This is a genomic window from Arthrobacter sp. SDTb3-6, from assembly GCF_013376095.1.
Lineage (GTDB): Bacteria > Actinomycetota > Actinomycetes > Actinomycetales > Micrococcaceae > Specibacter.
This window is the reverse complement of record NZ_JAAMFN010000003.1, coordinates 130,624-151,817: the sequence shown is the minus strand read 5'-3', so window position 1 is coordinate 151,817 and position 21,194 is coordinate 130,624. Positions and strand designations below refer to the sequence as shown.

Sequence of the window (21,194 nt, the reverse complement as noted above, 5' to 3'; positions counted from 1 at the left end):
GAAAGGCTGGGCATGGCGAACATACTGGCATTGATTGAACTGACCCACCAGGGCGCCGTGGCCGGATCGGCCCGGGGGCTGCTGGCGGCCGCCGCGTCGCTCGGCACGCCCGTGGCCGTGGTGGCGGCCCCCGCCAACCTGGCGGACGACGTCGTCGCCCACCTGGGCGGGCTGGGCGCGGCCGTCGTGTACCAGGCCGTGGGCCCGGACGCGGCCTCCGTGCTTGGCACCCCGGCCGTGGACGCCCTGGGGCAGGCGGTGGCTGCGCTGGCACCCGGCGCCGTGCTGGCCGCCAACTCCGTGGACGGCCGCGAGGCTGCCGCCCGGCTCGCCGTGCGGACCGGCGGGGCGCTGTTGGCCGACGCCGTCTCCGTGCGCCTCGACGGGGACCGCGTCGTGGCCGGACACTCCGTGTTTGGCGGCAGCTACGACGTCGAATCGGCGGTGGAGGGCGGGCTGCCCGTCATCACGCTGCGCCAGGGCGCCATCGAGGGCACCGCACCGGCAGCAACACCGGAAGTTGCCACCGTGGAGCTGGGCCCCGCCGCCGGCGCCCGGGTCGACGCCGTCAACGACGCCCCCGCCGCGGCCGGCCGGCCCGAGCTGCGCGGCGCCAAGACAGTGGTTTCCGGTGGACGCGGACTCGGCTCGAAGGAGAACTTCGTGCTCGTGGAGCAGCTGGCCGACGCCCTCGGCGCGGCGGTCGGCGCCTCGCGGGCCGCCGTCGACGCCGGCTACGTGGAGCAGACGGCCCAGGTGGGGCAGACCGGCGTGAGCGTCTCGCCCCAGCTCTACATTGCGCTGGGCATCTCCGGCGCCATCCAGCACCGGGCCGGCATGCAGACCGCCAAGACCATCGTGGCCATCAACAAGGACGGGGAAAGCCCCATCTTCGATGTGGCCGACTTCGGCATTGTGGGCGACGTGTTCAAGGTGGTGCCGCAGTTGATCGATGCGCTGGCGGCCCGCCCGCAGTAGCACGCAAACGCCTGTTACGGCCGGCTGCCGGGTTCGCCCTCCCGCCTGTTACAAAGGGACGGTGAATGCCACCGGCCGTTTGCGGGTTAGTGTGGCAGCAGGAACGTTCTTGAAAGAGGTATGAGGATCCATGTCGACCCCCACGAAGAAGCTGGCCGGGAACAAGTGGGCCACACCCGCCATAGTTGCCGGCGCCATTGTGATCGGACTGTTGGTCCTGGTGCTGGCCGCCCGCTGGTTCACCGGCCTGGACGCCGTGAAGACGTGGATGACAGCCTACCCGGGGCAGTCGGAACTGCCGGCCACCACCCCGGTCGGTTTCCCGGCGTGGCTGGGCTGGCAGCACTTTTTGAACATGTTCTTCATTGTGCTGATCATCCGCTCCGGCTGGCAGGTGCGCACCTCCAAGCGGCCGCCCGCGCACTGGATCCGCAACAACAAGGGCTTCATCAGGACGAAGAACGCGCCGACGAAGATCAGCCTGGACCTGTGGTTCCACCTGAGCCTGGACGCACTGTGGGTGCTTAACGGCCTGATCTTCATCATCGTCATTTTTGCCACCGGACAGTGGCTGCGCATTGTGCCCACCACCTGGGACGTGTTCCCCAACGCCATTTCCGCCGGACTGCAATACCTCTCGCTGGACTGGCCCATGGAGGACGGCTGGGTGAACTACAACTCCCTGCAGCTGCTGACCTACTTCGCCACCGTGTTCATCGCGGCCCCGCTGGCCATCCTCACCGGCATCCGCATGTCCGGGGCCTGGCCCAAAAACGCCCGCACGCTGAACAAGTTCTACCCCATCGAGCTGGCCCGGAAGGTGCACTTCCCCGTCATGATCTACTTTGTCCTGTTCATCATTGTGCACGTGACGCTGGTGCTGGCCACCGGCGCACTGCGCAACCTCAACCACATGTACGGCTCCAGCGACGTGGTCAACTGGTGGGGCTTTGGCATCTTTGCCCTGTCCCTGCTCGTCACCGCCGGGGCGTGGTTCGCCGCCCGGCCCCTGTTCCTGCGGCCCATCGCCTCACTGACCGGGAAGGTCACCAAGTAAGCTGCCCGCCCGGCCCACCCGCGCCGGGCAGGACACGAGGACGGGCCGGCCTGCCGGCCCGGGAAAGTCAAGGGAGACGCCATGGAAAACCTCACCGAAGACCAGCAGTCCATCGTGGCGATGGTGCGTGACTTCGCCACCACGGCGCTGGCACCGCACGCCGGCGAATGGGACGAGGCCAAGCACTTCCCCGTGGACGTGCTGGCCGAGGCGGGCACGCTGGGCATGGGCGGCATCTACGTGGCGGAGGACTATGGCGGCTCCGGGATGACCCGCACCGACGCCGTGCTGATCTTTGAGGAACTGGCCGCCGCAGACCCGTCCATCGCCGCCTACATCTCCATCCACAACATGGTGGCCTGGATGGTGGACGCCTTCGGCAACGACACCCAGCGGGCCGCCTGGCTGCCCGGGCTGACCGCCATGACCGACCTGGGCAGCTACTGCCTGACCGAGCCCGGGGTCGGCTCCGACGCAGCCGCCCTGTCCACGCGGGCCGTGCGCGACGGCGACCATTACGTCATCAACGGCACCAAGCAGTTCATCTCGGGAGCCGGCTCCTCGGCCCTCTACATTGTCATGGCCCGCACCCAGGACAACGGCAGCCACGGCATTACGGCCATCGTCGTCCCGGACGGCACGCCGGGCCTGTCCTTCGGCGCCGAGGAAAAGAAGATGGGCTGGCGTGCCCAGCCCACCCGTCAGGTGGTCTTCGAAGACGTCAGGGTGCCCGTCACGAACCGGCTGGGCAGGGAAGGCGACGGCTTCACGATTGCCATGAAGGGCCTCAACGGGGGCCGGGTGAACATAGGTGCCTGCTCGCTGGGCGGCGGACGGGCCGCCTTCGACAAGTCGGTGGCGTACCTCAAGGAACGGCAGGCCTTTGGCGGCCCGCTCATCAAGCAGCAGCACCTGCTCTTTGAACTGGCGGACATGGACACGGAACTGGAAACCGCCCGCACCATGCTGCTGCGCGCCGCGGCGGCCTTGGAAACCGGCGACCCGGACACCGTGAAGCTGTGCGCCATGGCCAAACGGGTGGCCACCGACGCCGGATTCCACGTCGCCAACCAGGCCCTGCAACTCCACGGAGGCTACGGCTACCTCTCCGAGTACGGGCTGGAAAAGATTGTCCGCGACCTGCGCGTCCACCAGATCCTGGAGGGCAGCAATGAGATCATGCGGCTGATAGTGGGCCGGCTGGCGGTCGAGGACTAGGTAATGGAGACTGGAACATGGAGGACCCCCAGATGAACGACAACGACGTCCTGGTCCAGCGCACAGGGCACTTGGGCCACCTGGTGCTGAACCGGCCGCAGGCCATGAATGCCCTCAACCACGGCATGGTCCTGGCCGTGGCGGCCGCGCTGGACGCCTGGGAAAAGGACGACGCCGTGGCCACCGTGCTCATCTCGGGTGCCGGCGGGCGGGGCCTGTGTGCCGGCGGCGACATCGTCTCGATCTACCACGACGCGCGCACCGGCGGGCACCAGAGCGAGCAGTTCTGGCGCGATGAATACCACCTCAACGCCCGCATCAAGCGCTATCCCAAACCGGTGGTGGCGTTCATGGACGGCGTGGTGCTTGGCGGCGGTGTGGGCATTTCCGCGCACGCCTCGCACCGGGTGGTCACCGAACGGTCCCGGATCGGCATGCCGGAAACGGGCATCGGCTTTGTCCCGGACGTTGGCGGGACGTACCTGCTCTCCCGCGCCCCGGGGGAACTTGGCACGCACGCCGGGCTCACCGGAAGCATGGTCAGCGGCGCGGACGCCATTGCCATGGGCCTGGCCGACTACTTCCTTGACTCCTCCCTGCTGCCCACGCTGGCGGCCGAGCTGGCCGAGCGCAACGCAAGCTCCGCCGTCGCACGCCATGGGCAGGAACCGCCGGAATCCGCGCTGATCAACGCCCGCGACTGGATTGACGCGGCCTATTCCGCGGCCGACGCCGGCGCCATCGTCAAGCGGTTGGCCGGCTCGGGCGTTCCGGAAGCTGAGAAGGCGGCGGCAACCATCCTCGCCAAGTCGCCCACCGCGGTGACGGTCACGCTGGAGGCACTGCGCCGGGCCCGGGCGCTGGGATCGCTGGAGGAGGTGCTGGACCAGGAACTTCGGGTGTCGCTGCGGGCCCTGCGCTGGCCCGACTTCGCCGAGGGGATCAGGGCACAGCTGGTGGACAAGGACCGCAACCCCGCCTGGCAGCCGGCCGCCCTGGCGGACGTGCCGGCCGCAGTGGTGGAATCGATATTCGAGGACCTGGGCCCGGACGAACTGGGCCTGGCAAACGCACGGAATGGATCGGTGGCAGTGCAATGAGCAGCGAGGCAGCACGCAGGACAATCGGTTTCATCGGCCTGGGCCACATGGGCGGGCCCATGGCGGCCAACCTGGTCAAGGCCGGGTATTCGGTGACGGGCTTCGACGTCGTCCCGGCCGCCCTGGAGGCCGCCCAAGCCGCAGGCGTGGCGGTGGCGGGATCGTCCGCGGAGGCGGCCGCCGGGGCGGATGTCGTCATCACCATGCTGCCCGCCGGCAGGCACGTCTTTGCCGCCTATGAGGGCGACGGCCCCGGCGGCGGCCTGCTGGCGGCCGCCAAACCGGGCTCGCTGTTCCTGGAGTGCTCCACCATCGCGGTCGAGGACGCCCGCACCGCGCACAAGATGGCCCTGGACGCCGGCCACCACAGCCTGGACGCCCCGGTGTCCGGCGGGGTCATGGGCGCCGAGGCGGGCACGCTGACGTTCATGGTGGGCGGAACCGAGGGGGACTTTGCCGATGCCGCGGAGATCTTCGAGGTCATGGGCAAGCGTATTGTGCACTGCGGCGGGGCCGGCGCCGGACAGGCCGCCAAGGTGTGCAACAACATGATCCTGGGCGTATCCATGATCGCCGTCAGTGAGGCGTTTGTCCTGGGCGAAAAGCTGGGGCTCACACACCAGGCGCTGTTCGACGTCGCCGCGAACGCGTCCGGGCAGTGCTGGGCCCTGACCACCAACTGCCCCGTCCCCGGGCCGGTGCCCACCAGCCCCGCCAACCGCGACTACCAGCCCGGATTTGCCGGCGCCCTCATGGCCAAGGACCTGGGACTGGCCGTGGAGGCACTCAACGCCACGGGCACCGCCGCGTCGATGGGCCGCGCCGCCGAGGAAATCTACCGGCACTTCTCGCTCAACGGCGGCGCCGGCACCGACTTCTCCGGCATCATCAACACGATCCGGGAGGCCTCGGAGGGGCTGGCCGCGCTGGACCCCGACGCCTGACCCACCCCCTTTTGGACCCTGACCTGGACGGAAATCTTTAATATGACGGACTACACCCTGATCCTGGCCGAACAACGCGGCCGGGTCGGCCTGATCACGCTCAACCGGCCCGAGGCCCTCAACGCCCTCAGCGACGCCATGGGCCGGGAAATCCTGGCCGCCGCGCAGGCGTTCGACGCCGATCCCGGCGTGGGCGCCATTGTCATCACCGGCTCCTCCCGGGCCTTCGCCGCCGGTGCGGACATCAAGGAAATGGCGGAAAAGTCCTCCGTGGAGATGTACCAGCTGGACTGGTTCTCCGCGTGGGATGCGCTGGCCCGGGTGCGCACGCCGATGGTGGCCGCCGTCGCCGGGCACGCCCTGGGCGGCGGCTGCGAACTGGCCATGATTGCCGATTTCATCATCGCCGCAGACAACGCCAAGTTCGGCCAGCCGGAAATCAAGCTTGGCGTCATCCCGGGCATGGGCGGCTCACAGCGGCTGACCCGTGCCATCGGCAAGGCCAAGGCCATGGAGATGGTGCTGACCGGGCGGGTCATGGGCGCCGTGGAGGCCGAGCAGGCCGGCCTCGTGGCCCGCGTGGTTCCCGTGGACTCCCTGCTCGGGGATGCGCTGGCCACGGCCGCACTGATTGCCTCCATGTCCAAGCCGGTTGCCATGACCGCGAAGGAGGCAGTCAATGCCGCCTATGAGGTGACCCTGGCCGAAGGCGTGCGCCTGGAGCGGCGCCTCATCTTCTCCTGCTTCGCCACCGAGGACCAGAAGGAAGGCATGGCCGCGTTCACCCAGAAGCGTGCCGCCGGGTTCAAGCACCGGTAGTTCCCCGACGGCCGGGACCCCGCTGGTCGAGACCCCCGCTGGTCGAGCCTGCCGGGACCCCGCCGGCCGGCCGGTTTCCGCCCGAGTTGGTGAATCCGCCCGTTCACATGTACTGTTGAGGACGCAACGCGGGGTGGAGCAGTTCGGTAGCTCGCCGGGCTCATAACCCGGAGGTCACAGGTTCAAATCCTGTCCCCGCAACCATGATGAGGAAAGCCCCGGCCGGGAACGGCCGGGGCTTTCCTCCTTGGAGCACCCGTTTCGGGCGGCTGCCGGCCGGTCAGGCCGGGTAGATGGCCACCTCGGCGGCCTTCACCACAAAGAACACCCGCGCGCCCGGCGCCAGCCGCAGCTCTGCGGTCGCGGCGGGGGAGATGTCCGCGGCCAGGCGCCCGGCGCGGACCCGGATGTGGTCCCCGAGCGGTTCCAGCTCCGTCACGGTGACCGGGAAGCAGTTGCGCGGGCTTCCCTGGGGCGGCGCCAGGAACACCGACACGGCCGACGGGGGGAAGGCGGCCATGCCATCGGCCCCGCCCGGCCCCGGGGCGGCGTAGGACGGCCCCAAACCCTGCGCCCGTCCCACCGCTGCCACGCCGCCGCCCGCCGCACCGTCCGCAAAGGCGCCGGCCAGGCGGCCGGCAACCAGTCCGGCGTCGGGCGTCACCACGCCGGTCCCGGAGAGCGAACCGGTGAGGACGTTCAGTCCGGCCAGCGACGCGGCGAATCCACTGCGCGGGTGGGCCAGGATGGCGGCGGTAGGGCCTTCCTCCACGATGCGCCCGCGGTCCATGACGATGATCCGGTCCGCGAGCATCAGCGCGTCCAGCACGTGGTGGGTGACTATGACGGCACTGCGGCCGGCCAGGACTCGCTTGAGCAGGCTGCGCAGGAACGGGGCCGTGTCGATGTCCAGGGCGGCCATGGGCTCATCCAGCAGCAGCAGCTCGGGCTCGGTGGCGAGCGACCTGGCCAGGGCCACGCGCTGGGCCTGGCCGCCGGAAAGCTGCCCGGGCTTGCGGCCGGCGAGCTGGAGGGCGTCGACCGCGCCGAGCCAGTGCCGGGCCGCCGCTGCGGCCGCCGCCCGGCTGCCGCCTTGGCTGCGCGGCCCGAAGGCGACGTTGTCCAGGACGCTCAGGTGCGGGAAGAGAAGCGGCTCCTGGGCCAGCAGCCCCACGCCACGGGCATGCGGCGGCAGCCATTGGCCCGGGCTGCCGGTGCGGAAGAGGGTGCGCCCGCCCAAGGTGGCGTGGCCGGCGTCGGGCCGCAGGAGGCCGGCGAGGAGCTGCACCACGGAGGACTTGCCCGCACCATTGGGGCCCATGACGGCGACGGTCTCGGCCGCACCAACGCGCAGCGAGATGTCCAGGCGGCGCCCGGCGACGGTGGCGTCCACCTCCAGGGTCATGGCGCAGCAGCTTCCGTCGGTTCGGGCACGCGCGCGGGCTGCTGCGGCGCGCGGTACGTGAGGGCCACCACCACCACGGCGACGGCAATGAGCAGGAAGGACAGCGCCACCGCGGCGTCGGGGTCGGTTTCGCGCTGGAGGTAGATCTCCAGCGGCAGGGTGCGGGTGACGCCCTGCAGGCTGCCGGCGAAGGTGAGCGTGGCGCCGAATTCGCCCAGGCTGCGGGCGAAGGAAAGCACAGCGCCGGAGAGCAGGCCCGGAAGCACCAGGGGCACGGTGATCCGGCGCAGCACCGTGGAGGGGCGGGCGCCGAGGGTGGCGGCGACGGCCTCGTACTTCTGTCCGGCGGTGCGCAGCGTCCCCTCCAGGCTCAGCACCAGAAACGGCAGCGCCACAAACGCCTGTGCCATGACCACGGCCGTGGTGGAAAACGCGATGTCAATGCCCAGGACCGTCAGCGACCTGCCCACCAGCCCCTCGCGGCCGAAGGTGTACAGCAGCGCCAGCCCGCCCACCACGGGCGGCACCACCAGGGGCAGCAGGATCAGTGCGCGCAGGATACGCTGCCCGGGAAATTGTGCCCGGGCCAGCACCAGCGCCAGCGGAACGCCGAAGATGATGCACAGGGCCGTGCTGGCCGATGCCGTCTTCAGGCTCAGCAGCAGCGCGTCCAGCGAGGATGGGGAGGTGATGAGTGGGATGAACTTGCCCCAATTGACCTTCGCCACCATGCCCACCAGCGGCACCAGAACGAACAGCGCCCCGGCCGCCGCCACAACGTATACCCACCGCGGCACCGCCTGGTACTGCCAGGGGCGGTTACGGGGTGCCAAAGCCGGCATCCCTGAGGACCTTCCGACCCGCCGGCCCCGTGACCAGGGTCAGGAAGGCCTTGGCGAGGGCCTGCTTCTGCGATGTGGCAACCGCGGCGATCGGGTATTTGTTGACGGTGGGGCGGGCCAGTTTCAAGGGGATGGCCTTGACCTTGTCACCGGCCGTGGCGGCGTCGGTGACGTAGACCAGGCCGGCGTCGGCCTCCCCCGAGGTGACCTTGCCCAGGACGCTGGTCACGTTCAGTTCCTCGCTCACCGGCTTCACGACGACGCCGGCCGCCGCCTCGTCCGTCTTGGCGGCGGCACCGCAGGGGACCTGTGCCGCGCAGACCACCACCTTCACACCCGGCCTGGCGAGGTCGGCAAAGGTCTTGATGTGGGCGGGGTTGTCGGGCGGCACCACCATGGTCAGGATGTTCGTGGCGAAGATGGCCGGCGTGCCTTCGACCAGCCGGGCATCACTGAGCTTGGCCATGTTGGCCTGGTCTGCCGAGGCGAAGACGTCTGCCGGGGCGCCCTGCGTGATTTGGCTGACCAGGGTGGAGGAGCCGTCAAAGCTCAGGGCAACCTTGGCACGGGGGTTGTCCTTTTCGAAGATGGTGGCCAGGTCGGTGAACGTAGACTTCAGCGATGCGGCGGCGAAGACGGTCAGGGTGCCGGAGAGTCCGGGCGTGCTGCCCGGCGCGGCGGTGGTTCCCGTCCCGGCGGCACCCCCGGAACAGGCGGCCAGGGACACCGTCAAAAGGAGGGCGGCCGCGGCGGCAGGCTTGCGGAAAATTCTTGTCATGGCTTGGCCCCTTGCGGAATCTCGATGATCACATTGGTGGACTTGACGACGGCGGTGGCCACGGAGCCCGGTTCCAGGCCGAGGTCGCGGACGGCCTCGCTGCTCATGAGGGACACCACCCGGAAGGGGCCGCATTGCAGTTCCACCTGGGCCATGACCAGGTCCTGGGTCACGTTGGTGACCAGGCCGACGAACCTGTTCCGGGCGGAACTGCCGACGCCGGTGGGGTCATCGGGCAGCTGTGAGGCCGACTTGGCCGCAGCGGCCAGTTCCACCCCGTCGATCACGATGCGGCCCTGCCCGTCCTTTTGGCCATGGAGGGTGCCGTTGTCCAGCCAGCGCCGGACGGTGTCGTCACTGACACCAAGGAACCGGGCGGCCTCGGAAACGCGGATAAGTGCCATCCTGCGAGTCTATATCCTCATTTGCGGAAAATATATGGCATTACGTTCGCATGTGCGTGCCTTTGCGTTCCCTGCCGGGGCGCCCTTACAAGGCGCCGAGCCTGTCCGAAAGTGCCATGTGCACCGGGTCCACCACGCGCGCCTCCGGGTGGCCGATGTGCCAGGCCATGATCTGCCGGGCGCCCTCGGAATATGGGATGCGGGCTCGGAAGCCCGGCACCAGCCCCTTGATTTTCGAATTGTCGAAAATGACCGAATGGGACTTGTCGCCCAGCAGCCCGGGGCCCAGCTCCGGCGCCTGCGCGGCGATGGTGTCGCTGGCCACGTGCACCAGCCGCACGTCGTCGACACCGGCCGCCGCGGCCACGGTCCGGTACACGGCATCCCACGGCAGCACCTCGTCGGAGGTGATCGTGAAGCTCCCGCCCACCGCGGCGTCCAGCGCGAACAGCCCCACGAAGCCGACGGCGAAGTCGGCCGTGTGGGTCAGCGTCCACAGCGACGTCCCGTCCCCGTGGACCACCACCGGCAGCCCCGCCCGCATGCGGTGGACATCGGTCCAGCCAAAGAGCAGCGGCAGCCGCGTGGCGTCGTAGGTGTGCGACGGGCGCACCACGGCCACGGGAAAACCAAGTTCCCGGTACGCCGCCGTGAACACGTCCTCGCACGCAATCTTGTCCCGCGCATACTGCCAGAACGGGTTGCGCAGCGGCGTGGACTCCGTGATGGGCAGACTGGCGGGCGGCTTTTGGTAGGCCGATGCCGAGCTGATGAAAATATACTGCCGGCAACGCCCCGCAAACAGCTCCACGGCCGAGGCGGCCTGCGTGGCCGTGAACGTCAGGAAGTCGGCCACCACGTCAAAGGTCCGCCGGCCCAGGACGTGCCGCACGGCGCCGGGGTCCCGGACATCCGCCACGAGGTGCTCGACGCCGGCCGGAACGGGACGCCGGGCGCTGACCCCGCGATTGAGCACAGTCACGTTAAAACCCAGGGCCGCGGCACGGGCCACGGAGCCGGCGCTGATGACCCCCGAGCCGCCCAGGAACAGCACGCGCAGCCCGGCCGGGGGAGCGGTGCCCGACCCGGCCTTGGATTGGGCCAGCCACCGCAGCTCGTCGTTGAAGCCGCTCACCAGGCGTAGTCTTCCGGTGCCGTCTTCGGGCCGGGGAAGATCTCATCCAGGCGGGCCAGTGCGTCCCCATCCAAGGCGACGTCCAGGGCCCGCAGCCCGGCATCCAGCTGCGCGGACGTTCGCGGGCCGATGATCGGCGCCGTCACGGCCGGCTGGTGCAGCAGCCAGGCCAGCGCCACATCGGCCGGTGCATGGCCCAGCCCGGCGGCAAGGTCCTCAAACGCGCCAATGGCGTCGCGGTGTTCTTCCAGCGCCTTGGCGGCGCGGCCCCCGGTGCGGCGCACGCCGTCGTTCTCCTTGGCCAGGACGCCGCCCAGCAGGCCGCCGTGGAGGGGCGACCACGGGAGGATGCCAAGCCCGTAGTGCTGCGCAGCCGGGATGGCCTCCCGCTCAATGCTGCGCTCCATGAGGTTGTAGATGGACTGTTCGCTGACCAGGCCCATGACGGGGCGCCGGGCCGCCGCCTCCTGGGCGGCGGCGATGTGCCAGCCGGCAAAGTTGGAGCTGCCCGCATAGAGGATCTTGCCCTGCTGCACGGCCGTGTCGACGGCCTGCCAGATCTCGTCCCACGGCGTGTCCCGGTCCACGTGGTGGAACTGGTACAGGTCAACGTGGTCCGTCTGCAGCCGCTTCAGGCTCGCATCCAGGGCCATGCGGATGCTGCGTGCGGACAGCTTCCCGTCATTGGGCCAGTCGCCCATGGCGCCGTAGACCTTCGTGGCCAGTACCGTCCGTTCCCGGCGCCCGCCGCCCCGCGCCATCCAGCGCCCCACAATTTCCTCGGTCCAGCCCCGGTTCGCGGCGCCGCCGTAGACGTTCGCTGTGTCAAGGAAGTTCAGCCCGGCGTCGTGGGCCTGGTCCATGATGAGGTGGGCGTCGGCCTCCGCGGTGTGCGGACCGAAGTTCATGGTGCCCAGGCAGAGGCGGGAAACGGTCAGGCCGCTGCGGCCCAGATGCGTGTATTTCATGCCCATGGCACCATTGTGCCCCGGGGCGCCGGTGCAATCCACTGCCTGGCCGCAATGCAAGGGCCGCGACACAATGCCCGCGACTGCAATGCCCGCGACACAGTGCCCGCGACTGCAATGCCCGCGACGGGCCCGGGCCTGCGTGGTGGGCTGCCTGCCCGCGGGGCGGGGCTTAGGCTGGAGGAAAACGCCGTCCGGGGCGGACGGCACGAAAGGAAAGAGTTGGACATGAGCGATTCGACCCCCAACAGCGCTGCAGTTCCGGTGCTGGCCCTGAACAACGGCGTGGAAATCCCGCAACTGGGCTTCGGCGTCTTCCAGATCCCGCCGGAGGAGACCCGCGTGGCCGTGGGGGAGGCCCTCGCCGCCGGCTACCGCCACATCGACACGGCCGCGGCCTACCGCAACGAGGCCGGCGTCGGGGCGGCGCTCGCCGAGTCCGGCATTCCGCGCGACGAGGTGTTTGTGACCACCAAGCTGCGCAACGGCGAGCAGGGCAGTCCGCGGGCGGCCTTCGAGGCCAGCCGGAAGGCCCTGGGCCTGGACGTCATTGACCTGTACCTCATCCACTGGCCGGTGCCGTCCCTCGGCTTGTACACGCAGGCTTGGAAGGAACTCGAGGCGCTGTATTCGGAAGGCCTGGTCCGTGCCATCGGCGTCTCCAACTTCCTGTCCGGGCACCTGGACACGCTGCTGGCCGGCGCCTCCGTGGTGCCCGCCGTGAACCAGATCGAGGCCCACCCGACGTTCCACCAGGCGGACTTGGCGGAGAAGTCGCGCAGCCATGGCATCGCCGTGGAGGCCTACAGCCCGCTGGGACAGGGCCGGGACCTGGCCAGCCCCGTGGTGACGGAACTGGCCGCGAAATACGCCGCGACGCCGGCCCAGGTGGTGCTCGCCTGGCATTTGGGGACCGGGAACATTGTGATTCCCAAGTCGGCCACGCCGGCGCGCATCCGCGAAAACCTCGCTGCCGCCGCCCTGACGCTCACGCCGGAGGAGCTGGCCCGGATCTCGGCGCTGGAAACCGGCGACCGCATTGGCGCGGACCCGGCCGTGGCGGCGTTCACGCAGATGTAGGACGGCGCCCCGCACCCCGCCACAGCTGTGCAGTGGGTGGTCAGAGCTTGTCGAAGTCTGCCTCGTCGACAGTGTCGGCGCCCGGGGTCCCCGCCGACTGCGAGATGGCCGGCTGCGCTGCCGCCGTGCCGCCGGACTTCAGTGCTGCCAGACGGGCTTCCACCTCGGTCTGCTCGCCCAGGTCCTCGAGGCTGTTGAACTGCGCGTCCAGGCTGGAGGCGGCGAGTTCGTTCTGGCCGCGCACCTTGGCTTCCTCGCGGCGGATCTTCTCCTCGAAGCGGCTGACCTCGCTGGTCGGGTCCATGATGTCGATGCTCTTGAGGGCATCGTGGACCTGGGTCTGTGCCTCCGCGGTCTTGGAACGGGCAATGAGTTCATTGCGCTTGCTGGAGAGCTCGCCGAGCTTGACATGCATCTGCTGCAGGCCCGTCTTGAGCTTCTCCACGACGTCGGTCTGGGCGGCAATGTTCGGCTGGGCGGACTTGGCTTCGTTTTCCGAGGAGATCTGGCGCTGCAGGGCCACCTTGGCCAGGTTGTCGAACTTTTGCGCGTCGGCGGGATTGCCGGCCGCCCGGAACTCGTCGGCCTTGCGGCTGGCGGCCAGTGCCTTTGAGCCCCAGTCCTGGGCCGCCTTGACGTCCTCGTTGTAGTCGTCCTCGAGCATGCGCAGGTTGCCGATGGTCTGTGCCACCGCGCCCTCAGCCTCGGTGATGTTCGCCTTGTAGTCGCGCACCATCTGGTCCAGCATCTTCTCCGGATCCTCGGCCTGGTCCAATAGTGAGTTGATGTTGGCCTTTGCCAACTGCGCAATCCGGCCGAAAATTGACTGCTTTGCCATTCTCTTCCCCTTATTTTTACTGTTGAACATCGTCCGTGCTTGTCTCTTTGTGCCTGATTTGCGGAACTTCCTGGTACCTCGTTTTGAGTCTAGGTGACCGTGGCGCGGCGCGCACGGCGTGGGGCGGGGAACTTGGCGGAGGGCAAAATCGGCGCCCTAGAAGTTGCCGCCGCTGCCGCCAAATCCGCCGCCGCCGCCCCCGCCAAATCCGCCGCCGCCGCCCCCGCCAAATCCGCCGCCGCCCCCGCCAAATCCGCCACCAAAGCCACCTCCGCCGAAGCCTCCTCCGAAGCCGCCGCCGCTGCCGAGCAGGCCGCCGATGATGCCGCCGAGGATGGCACCGCCCATGCCCGAGCCGCCGCGCCCTCCGTAGCCGCCGCCAAAGCCGCCGCCGCCAAACCTGTCCACGTCCTGCTGGGCGTACTGGATGGCCTGCTGGGCCAGGGATTGGGCCTGCTGGGCGTAGGTGAGCGCGTTGGCCGGGTCCTTGTCAGCAATCGCCATGGCGTACTCGAGGTTGCGTTGGGCCTCCGAGAGCCGGGTGCGCGCTTCCGTGCCCACGCCGCCGCGCCGGGCCGCAATGAAGTCCTGGGCCGCGGAGATGTGTGCCTGCGCCGCGGCAATGGTCTGCTGCAGGGATGCCTGCGCCCGCAGGGCCTGCTGCTGCTGGTCCCGGATGCCGGTGAGCAGTTCGTCCAGCTGGATGTGGGCGCCCTGCACGGCGCCCAGGAGTGCAACGGGATCGGTCCGCCCGGCCGCTCCCTGCGCCTTGGCATCCTGCAGGACCGACGCTGCCGCGGCCACGGTGGGCGCGAAGCGGGCAAATTCGGGGGAGTCGACCATGGACTTGGCCCGTTCCAGGTCGGTCAGCGCCTCCGGCAGTGCGGTGCCCAGCGTTGTGGCGGCGTCGTTGATGGCCTTCTCGGTCTTGCCGATGGCCGCCAGCAGGACGTTGCACTGCAGCAGCGCCTCCTCGGCGGCCTTGACGGACAGGGCGGCGTTCGCGGTGTCCGCGGCACCCAGCTTGGCGTCGGCGTCGTCCGCGGCCGTGTCCACGAAGGCCAGCCGCTCCCGCGCCTGCGCGACGTTGTCGCGCACCGTGGCAAGGGCTGAATCAGCGTATTTGCCGGCCAGCGCGGTGAGCGCCTGATCCGAGGAGGCCACGGCCGTGGCTGCCTGGGCCGCGTCGGCCTTGACCTTCGCCAGCACCTGCGGGGCCGTGCGTTCCAGCTCGCGCAGTTCGTCGAACGACGCCTTTTCCGCATCCAGCGCAGCATTTGCGTCTTCGCTGCGCTGGATGATCTCGCCCAGCCACCGGCGTTGTTCGTCAATCGTGTCCGGAATTTCGTCGTCGAGTTGCTGCTGCAGCTTGAAGGACTCGGTCAGGTGCTCCTTCGCCCGGGCCAGGGCGGCCTGGTAGGGCTTGACCGCCCCGTCCCCATACGACGCCTGGGCAAAGCCGATGTCGTGTTCGCTGTTCTTGATGGCGTCGTCCGCGGCAATCAACAGCGAACCGGCCTTGCTGCGCAGTTGCTCCACGGTCATCCCCGCGTTGGCGTCGAGGGGCTTGCCGTCGGGGCCGTAGCCCTGGGCGGTGGCGTCGGCGGCAGCCTTTTTGCGCCGGCTGCGGATGGCCAGCGCAGTTCCCGCACCGCCCAGTACGACGACGGCGCCCACGCCCAGCGCCACGTACCCGCCCGTGGGGTTGGGCACGTTGCCCGCGCCGCCGCCGGCGGCGTCGCCAAGGGCCGCGGCGGCGTCGATCGCGGCCTGTGCCCAGTTCCCGGCGGCCAGCTGGGGCTTGATGGCCTTGACCTGGATGTTCTGGTTCTTGGCGGCCGGAATCACGCCGGTGTCGGCCAGGAGTGCGTATTTCCTGTCCTTGACTGCGACGACCAGCAGGGCGTCGTTGGCGCCCAGCTGCTTGCTGTTTGCCACCTCGGTGCCCCAGGCATCGCCCGTCATGCCGTCGAATGAATTGACGTAGACCACAAAGAAGGTCAGGCCATGGTCCTTGGCCAGCTTGTCAATGGCGGAGCTGACGTCCGCCTTCCGGCCGCCCAGGACATGGGCGTCGTCCACAATGTAGCTGCCTGCCGGAATGGTCACGGGAGGCTCGGCCCTTAAGGTGCCGGCCTGCACGGCGCGGGCCGGCAGTCCATGGGACGGGGACGTGAGGGATGCCGCAGTGCCTGGCTGTAGCGCACCCTGGGTTCCGGCCTGGGCGATGGCTGCGGGGCACAGCATGAGGGCTGCGAATCCCAGCACCGCGAGGAGTCGGGAAAATGGCCTGGACCTTGAGAACATCGCTCACCTTCATGTGCGCTGGACGGGCAGGAGCATTGCTGGTGCTTCCTCAATGATTCTAGGCAGGAATTATCCACGGCGCCCGTGTCCGCACTGTGTGGACCCCGCGTCCAGGAGTCCCAACGGTGACCGGGCACGGACTCCACGACATAATGGAAGCTGGGAGCTCTTCACAGCTACCTTCCAGCGAACGTTCCCAAAGGCATCAGCCCTGCCGACCATGATGGATATCAATCAAGGGTTCATCACGAGATTTGTTGAATGAAGGGAAAGCTCATGAGCGAGAACATTGGCGGGGAAAGCAACCGAAACAGCGACGGCCCGGAGGCAGCCCGCCGGGAGCAGCCGGCCGTGGCGCCTTCGCTCGACACATCGGCACAGCAGGAACCGGCACAGCAGGAACCGGCACAGCAGGAAAACAACAGCCCGACCGCGCCGATCCAGCGGCCCGTGCCGGAGACCACCCAACAGTGGCAGGCGCCCCAATCCGGCACGCCGCAGCAGCAGGAACCCCAGGCGGCCGCTGACGACGCCCGGCCGTACGGCGGGGCCGGCCACTCCTACCCGCAGCCCCCGGCGGCCGCGCCGTCGACGGGGCCCCAGTCCGGCCCCGACGTCCATGCCGCCCCCGCGTACGGCCGGCATGCCCCGCAGGATGCACAGCAGGGCCAACCGGCCTACGGACAGATGGCAGGCACCCCGGAACAACAGGCCGGTGCCGGCACGCATGCAGGTGCCGGATACCCGGCGTCGAACGCCTATCCGCACACGCTCGCCCCGGCGGTGAATGCGCCCTCCAAGCAGCGCCGGAAGGTGGGCATGGGGCTGTTCGCGGCGAGCGTGGTGGCCGCGGCACTCATTGGCGGCGGCGTGGCGGCCGGGACGTCGTTCCTGGTGGCGGGCCAGAACTCGGGCGTCGTGGCGGCGTCCAACCAGCCGGCCGCGCCCCTGGTGGTCAACAACCCCACTTCGGTCAACGCCGTGTCGGCGGCCGCAGCCAAGGCCATGCCGTCCGTGGTGACCATTTCCGCCACCAGCGGCAACTCCGGCGGCACGGGATCCGGGATCGTCCTGGACACGGCGGGGCACATCCTGACCAACACCCACGTCGTGACGCTGGACGGCCAGGCGGCCCACGCCACGATCCAGGTGCAGACCAGCGACGGCAAGGTGTACGCGGCCAAGGTGGTCGGCACCGACCCGCTCTCCGACCTCGCCGTCGTGAAGATTGATGCCCCGAACCTGGTGCCGGCCACGCTGGGGGATTCAAACAAGATCAATGTCGGCGACACGGTCATCGCGATCGGTTCGCCGCTGGGCCTGGACGGCACAGTCACCGACGGCATCGTCTCGACGCTGAACCGGACCATCCAGGTGGCCTCCTCGGCCGTTCCGTCCACGCCCGGCGACGGATCCCCGCAGGGCCAGGACGGCGGGGGCAACGGCGGCTTCCAGTTCTCCCCTCCCGGGGGCGGGCAGAACAATGCGGCGGCCACCGGCTCCGTGAACCTGAATGTGATCCAGACCGACGCCGCCATCAACCCCGGCAACTCCGGTGGCGCGCTGGTCAACACCAACGGCCAGATCATTGGCGTCAACGTCGCCATTGCCTCCACCGGCAGTTCCTCGAGTTCCACCAGCCAGAGCGGGAACATCGGCGTGGGCTTCTCCATCCCGATCGACCACGCCAAGCGCGTCGCGCAGGAGATCATCGCGACGGGCAAGGCCACACACGGCCAGCTGGGCGTCGAAGTCAGCGGCACTTCCGCCCTCGGACAGAACAGCCAGTTCTCCTCCGGGGCCACGGTGGCCCGGGTGTCCTCCGGCAGCGCGGCGGCGAAGGCGGGCCTGCAAAAGGGCGATGTGATCACCCAGTTCGGCAACCGCACCATCTCCGACGCGTCGGGCCTGACGGCCGCGGTCCGTGAGCAGGCCGGAGGGGCCACCGTCAAGGTCACCTTCATCCGCAACGGCAAGACCATGCAGGCCGATGTCACCCTGGACACGCTGCAGGCCAGCAGCTGACCGGATCCGGGACCGCACACGCGGAAGGCGCCGGGACGCAATGTCCCGGCGCCTTCCGCGTGTGCGGGGTGCGGCAGCCGCGGCCGACGGACAATTTCGCCGTTGGTAAAGAAGCGACCCGGGAAATTCCGGCTCCGGACCGGTACGAACTAAGCTGTTGGGGACAGGCTTCAGGACACTCCGCCGCTTCCGGCCCAGCACTGGGAACGGGGCGGGAACGATGCGTCCCTGACACAAAGGACAGTAGTGGAAAACTCAGCACTGAACATTGTGGTACTGGTCAAATACGTGCCAGACACGCAATTTGACCGGCACCTCACAGGCGATGGCCACCGCATGGACCGCAACGAAAGCATCCTGAGCGAACTGGATGAATACGCGCTGGAGGCCGCCCTGGCGCTCACCGACGCCCGCGGCGGCGCGAAGGCAGGCAACAGGGTCACAGCCCTGACATTGGGCCCGGCCGCCGCAGCGGCAGCGGTCAAGAAATCCCTGCAGATCGGTGCCACCGAGGGCCTTCACGTCAGCGATGACGCCCTGGCCGGCTCCGACGCCTCCGCCACCTCGCTGGCGCTGGCCGCCGCCATCAAGTCCCTGGGCGCCGTGGACCTGGTCATCACCGGCATGGCCTCCACCGACGGCGAAACCTCGCTCGTCCCCGCGCAGCTGTCCGCCCGGCTGGGCCTGCCGCAGCTGACCTTCGCCTCATCGCTTCAGGTGGAGGGCAGCACCGTGACGGCCCGGCGGGACAGCGACGACTTCAGCGAGGAAATCCAGGCCGCCCTGCCCGTGCTGGTGTCCGTCACGGACCAGGCCAACGAGCCCCGCTACCCGAACTTCAAGGGCATCCTCGCGGCCAAGAAAAAGAAGGTCACCACCGTCACCCTCGCCGAGCTGGGGCTGGCCGCGGACGCCGTCGGGCCCGCAGGGTCGCTGACCCGCGTGGATGCCGCCGCCGAACGCCCGGCCCGCACGGCCGGCACCATCATCACCGACTCGGGCGAGGCAGGCATTGCCCTGGCCGACTTCCTGGCCGCGCAGAAACTCATCTAAGGATTCGCACATGGGAACCATTGTTGTTTTTATCGACCAGGTCGACACTCCCGGCCGGCTGCACCCCACCGCCCTCCAGCTGCTGACGCTGGCCCGTGCCGCGGGCGAGCCCGTAGCCGTGGTGGCCGGGCCCGTCGGCGCCGAACTGGCCGCGGAGCTCGGTGCCTACGGTGTTGCCCGCATCCTCCACTCCACGCAGGCCGAGCTCGCCGACTACCTTGTGGCGCCCAAGGCGGACCTGGTGGCGCAGGCCGCTGCCTCGGTGTCCGCCACGGCGGTGCTGCTGGACAACGGTCCCCAGGGCAAGGAAATCGCCGCGCGTGTGGGTGTGGCCCTCAACGCCGGCGTCGTCACCGACGCCGTGGCCGTCGAGGCAGTTGACGGCGCGCTCGTGGCGCAAAAGTCCGTCCTGGCGGGGTCCTACACCGTGGTGGCGCGGGCCACCTCCGCCGTTGCCGTCATCACGGTCAAGTCCCACAGCGTGGAGGCCGCCCCGGCTGCGGCAGCCGCTGCGCCCGCCGTCGAGAGCGTTGAGGTGGCCTTCGCCCCGGCCAGCCTGGGTGCCAGGGTTGTCCAGCGCACCCCCCGGGCCGCTTCGGGCCGGCCGGAGCTGGAGGACGCGCGGATCGTGGTGGCGGGCGGTCGCGGCGTGGACGGCGATTTTGGCCCGGTGGAGGAACTGGCAGACGTGCTCGGTGCGGCCGTGGGCGCGTCCCGCGCTGCAACGGACGCCGGCTGGATTGCGCACACCGCGCAGGTGGGCCAGACCGGCAAAAAGGTCTCCCCGCAGCTCTATGTTTCCGTGGGCATCTCCGGCGCCATCCAGCAAAAGGCCGGCATGCAGACGTCCAAGGTCATCGTGGCCGTGAACAAGGACCCGGAATCGCCGATCTTTGAAATCGCCGACTTTGGCATTGTGGGCGACTTGTTCAAGGTGCTGCCGCAGGCGGTGGAGGAGATCAAGCGCCGCCGGGCGTAGCCAGAGAGGTCCCGGCAGGCCCGAACAGCGGGCCTGCCGGGAGCTTTCGCCGGCCGCTTCCGCTAGAAGCCGGCCACACCGTTCGGGGTGCCCAGACCGGTGGGACCGTCCCAGGCCGTCCCCGCGGTGCACCACTGCGCCGTCGGGCACGTGCCGTTTGAGCCGGACGTGACGTCGAACAGGCTGCCGGCGTGGCCATACGGGATGGCGTTGGCGTAGCTGCCGGTCGCGGCGGAGCCGGTGTTGCCGCTCAGGGCGTACACCGAGGCGATAATCGGCGAGGCCTCGCTGGTCCCGCCGAACTGGCCCCAGGTCGAGGACGAGCTTGAGGTCGGGTAGTAGACGGCGAGCCCGCCGACGTTGGGGTCGGAGGCGGCGGAGACGTCGTTCATGGCCCGTCCTGCGCAGCCCGTGTTCGACGACGATGCCGCGGGCAGGGCCGCGTTGAGGCCGGAACAGCCCGAGCCGGTCCCGCTCCACACCGACTCGCTCCAGCCGCGCGTGTTGGACGCGGGCGCGAGGGACGTGCCGCCCACGGCGACCACGTAGCGTGAGGACGCCGGATAGGACGCGCCTTGGTAGCCGTTGTCGCCGGCACTGGCCGTGACCGCGATGCCCGGGAAGTTGTAGTACTGCCCGTAGCTTGAGTCGGACGCGTCGGAGCCGCCGTAACTGTTGGAGATGGCGACGACGCCGGGCATCTTCGCCGCCGTCTGGACGGCCGTGCCGAGGTTGGCAAAGGAGGCGGTGCTGGCCTGCAGGACCGTGATCCTGCAGTCGGGGCAGGCGGCCGAGACGGCGTCGACGTCGAGTGCCTGTTCCTGCGCCCAGCCGGTGTTCATGCGTGGCAGTTTGCTCCCGCCCGTCTGGTTGACGATGCGCAGGCACCCATTGGCCGTGGTGCACGGGGGCAGGCCGAACTGTGAGCGGTAGACGCCAAGGTCACGCTCAAGGTTCGGGTAGCCGTAGGCGTCCACGATGGCCACGGTGCGCCCGCCGGAAGCGAGGCCCGTGAGGTTGTACGCGCTCTTGAGCTGGGTCGGGGTGAGGGCCGTGGACGGCGGGGCGCCGGCGTTGGTGACGGGCCGGCCGGCGGGATCTGCCGCCTGGCGGGCGGTGCACGCGGCGTCGCCATGCCGGGGCGTCGCGCAAACCTGGATGGAGCGGTGCGACGGCGCGGCCTGTGCCGGCGCGGACCCTGCAACGAGGGCTGCCAGCACGAGCAGGCCGGAGCCTGCCAGGGCGAGGATTCTTTTCATCGATG

19 protein-coding genes and 1 tRNA gene are annotated in these 21,194 nt (G+C 69.4%); 11 read left to right on the top strand and 9 right to left on the bottom strand.

What is annotated here, in order from left to right; translation table 11 throughout:
- The first annotated feature begins 12 nt into the window (after nucleotides 1-12).
- The 7 genes from G6035_RS02585 to G6035_RS02555 all read left to right on the top strand — a co-directional run bounded on the left by G6035_RS02585 (nucleotide 13) and on the right by G6035_RS02555 (nucleotide 6,320).
- Nucleotides 13-978: an electron transfer flavoprotein subunit alpha/FixB family protein gene (locus G6035_RS02585; RefSeq protein WP_176615504.1), complete on the top strand. Its 966-nt coding sequence runs from the start codon at nucleotides 13-15 to the stop codon at nucleotides 976-978.
- A gap of 130 nt (nucleotides 979-1,108) precedes the next feature.
- Complete coding sequence (locus G6035_RS02580) at nucleotides 1,109-2,035, top strand: cytochrome b/b6 domain-containing protein (protein WP_176615503.1); 927 nt, start codon at nucleotides 1,109-1,111, stop codon at nucleotides 2,033-2,035.
- A gap of 81 nt (nucleotides 2,036-2,116) precedes the next feature.
- Complete coding sequence (locus G6035_RS02575; RefSeq protein WP_176615502.1) at nucleotides 2,117-3,253, top strand: acyl-CoA dehydrogenase family protein; 1,137 nt, start codon at nucleotides 2,117-2,119, stop codon at nucleotides 3,251-3,253.
- Nucleotides 3,254-3,270: 17 nt separating this feature from the next.
- Nucleotides 3,271-4,353, top strand: a complete 1,083-nt coding sequence (locus G6035_RS02570) for an enoyl-CoA hydratase/isomerase family protein (RefSeq protein ID WP_176615501.1) — start codon at nucleotides 3,271-3,273, stop codon at nucleotides 4,351-4,353.
- A complete protein-coding gene (mmsB, locus tag G6035_RS02565) occupies nucleotides 4,350-5,297 on the top strand; it encodes a 3-hydroxyisobutyrate dehydrogenase (RefSeq protein ID WP_176615500.1) in 948 nt (315 codons plus the stop codon). The genes G6035_RS02570 and mmsB overlap by 4 nt, the downstream gene beginning before the upstream one ends.
- A 42-nt stretch (nucleotides 5,298-5,339) precedes the next feature.
- Nucleotides 5,340-6,116: an enoyl-CoA hydratase gene (locus G6035_RS02560; protein WP_176615499.1), complete on the top strand. Its 777-nt coding sequence runs from the start codon at nucleotides 5,340-5,342 to the stop codon at nucleotides 6,114-6,116.
- Nucleotides 6,117-6,243: 127 nt separating this feature from the next.
- Nucleotides 6,244-6,320 (top strand) — tRNA-Met (locus tag G6035_RS02555).
- A gap of 76 nt (nucleotides 6,321-6,396) precedes the next feature.
- On the opposite strand, the gene G6035_RS02550 is transcribed toward G6035_RS02555, so the two are convergent.
- From G6035_RS02550 to G6035_RS02525, 6 genes are all read right to left on the bottom strand, one after another.
- Nucleotides 6,397-7,521 (bottom strand): sulfate/molybdate ABC transporter ATP-binding protein, encoded by a 1,125-nt coding sequence (locus G6035_RS02550; protein WP_176615498.1) that lies wholly within the window; start codon nucleotides 7,519-7,521, stop codon nucleotides 6,397-6,399.
- A complete protein-coding gene (locus tag G6035_RS02545; protein ID WP_176615497.1) occupies nucleotides 7,518-8,363 on the bottom strand; it encodes an ABC transporter permease in 846 nt (281 codons plus the stop codon). The genes G6035_RS02550 and G6035_RS02545 overlap by 4 nt, the downstream gene beginning before the upstream one ends.
- The gene (gene modA / locus G6035_RS02540) at nucleotides 8,341-9,141 is read right to left on the bottom strand and encodes a molybdate ABC transporter substrate-binding protein (RefSeq protein WP_176615496.1); all 801 of its coding nucleotides are present in this window, start codon (nucleotides 9,139-9,141) and stop codon (nucleotides 8,341-8,343) included. Before modA ends, G6035_RS02545 begins: the two co-directional genes overlap by 23 nt.
- Nucleotides 9,138-9,545, bottom strand: coding sequence for a molybdopterin-binding protein (locus G6035_RS02535; protein WP_176615495.1), 408 nt, complete (start codon nucleotides 9,543-9,545; stop codon nucleotides 9,138-9,140). The genes modA and G6035_RS02535 overlap by 4 nt, the downstream gene beginning before the upstream one ends.
- Before the next feature lie 85 nt (nucleotides 9,546-9,630).
- Nucleotides 9,631-10,650: an NAD-dependent epimerase/dehydratase family protein gene (locus tag G6035_RS02530; RefSeq protein WP_371130806.1), complete on the bottom strand. Its 1,020-nt coding sequence runs from the start codon at nucleotides 10,648-10,650 to the stop codon at nucleotides 9,631-9,633.
- Between the two features lie 26 nt (nucleotides 10,651-10,676).
- Nucleotides 10,677-11,648 carry an aldo/keto reductase gene (locus G6035_RS02525; protein ID WP_176615494.1) on the bottom strand — a complete coding sequence of 324 codons (972 nt, stop codon included), beginning with the start codon at nucleotides 11,646-11,648 and terminating at the stop codon, nucleotides 10,677-10,679.
- A gap of 228 nt (nucleotides 11,649-11,876) precedes the next feature.
- Between G6035_RS02525 and G6035_RS02520 the strand changes: the two genes are divergently transcribed.
- The gene (locus G6035_RS02520; protein ID WP_176615493.1) at nucleotides 11,877-12,728 is read left to right on the top strand and encodes an aldo/keto reductase; all 852 of its coding nucleotides are present in this window, start codon (nucleotides 11,877-11,879) and stop codon (nucleotides 12,726-12,728) included.
- A gap of 40 nt (nucleotides 12,729-12,768) precedes the next feature.
- On the opposite strand, the gene G6035_RS02515 is transcribed toward G6035_RS02520, so the two are convergent.
- On the bottom strand, nucleotides 12,769-13,566 hold the full coding sequence (locus G6035_RS02515) for a PspA/IM30 family protein (protein WP_176615492.1): 798 nt from the start codon (nucleotides 13,564-13,566) through the stop codon (nucleotides 12,769-12,771).
- A gap of 156 nt (nucleotides 13,567-13,722) precedes the next feature.
- Nucleotides 13,723-15,834, bottom strand: coding sequence for a TPM domain-containing protein (locus G6035_RS02510; RefSeq protein ID WP_256882552.1), 2,112 nt, complete (start codon nucleotides 15,832-15,834; stop codon nucleotides 13,723-13,725).
- A 315-nt stretch (nucleotides 15,835-16,149) separates the two neighbouring features.
- Between G6035_RS02510 and G6035_RS02505 the strand changes: the two genes are divergently transcribed.
- The 3 genes from G6035_RS02505 (at nucleotide 16,150) to G6035_RS02495 (ending at nucleotide 19,930) form a co-directional block, all read left to right on the top strand.
- Nucleotides 16,150-17,898 carry a S1C family serine protease gene (locus G6035_RS02505; protein ID WP_256127680.1) on the top strand — a complete coding sequence of 583 codons (1,749 nt, stop codon included), beginning with the start codon at nucleotides 16,150-16,152 and terminating at the stop codon, nucleotides 17,896-17,898.
- 261 nt (nucleotides 17,899-18,159) lie between these two features.
- Entirely contained in the window at nucleotides 18,160-18,951 is a 792-nt protein-coding gene (locus tag G6035_RS02500) for an electron transfer flavoprotein subunit beta/FixA family protein (protein ID WP_176615532.1), read from the top strand.
- Between the two features lie 10 nt (nucleotides 18,952-18,961).
- Entirely contained in the window at nucleotides 18,962-19,930 is a 969-nt protein-coding gene (locus tag G6035_RS02495; RefSeq protein WP_176615491.1) for an electron transfer flavoprotein subunit alpha/FixB family protein, read from the top strand.
- Nucleotides 19,931-19,992: 62 nt separating this feature from the next.
- On the opposite strand, the gene G6035_RS02490 is transcribed toward G6035_RS02495, so the two are convergent.
- Complete coding sequence (locus G6035_RS02490) at nucleotides 19,993-21,189, bottom strand: peptidase S8 (protein ID WP_176615490.1); 1,197 nt, start codon at nucleotides 21,187-21,189, stop codon at nucleotides 19,993-19,995.
- Nucleotides 21,190-21,194: the final 5 nt, after the last annotated feature.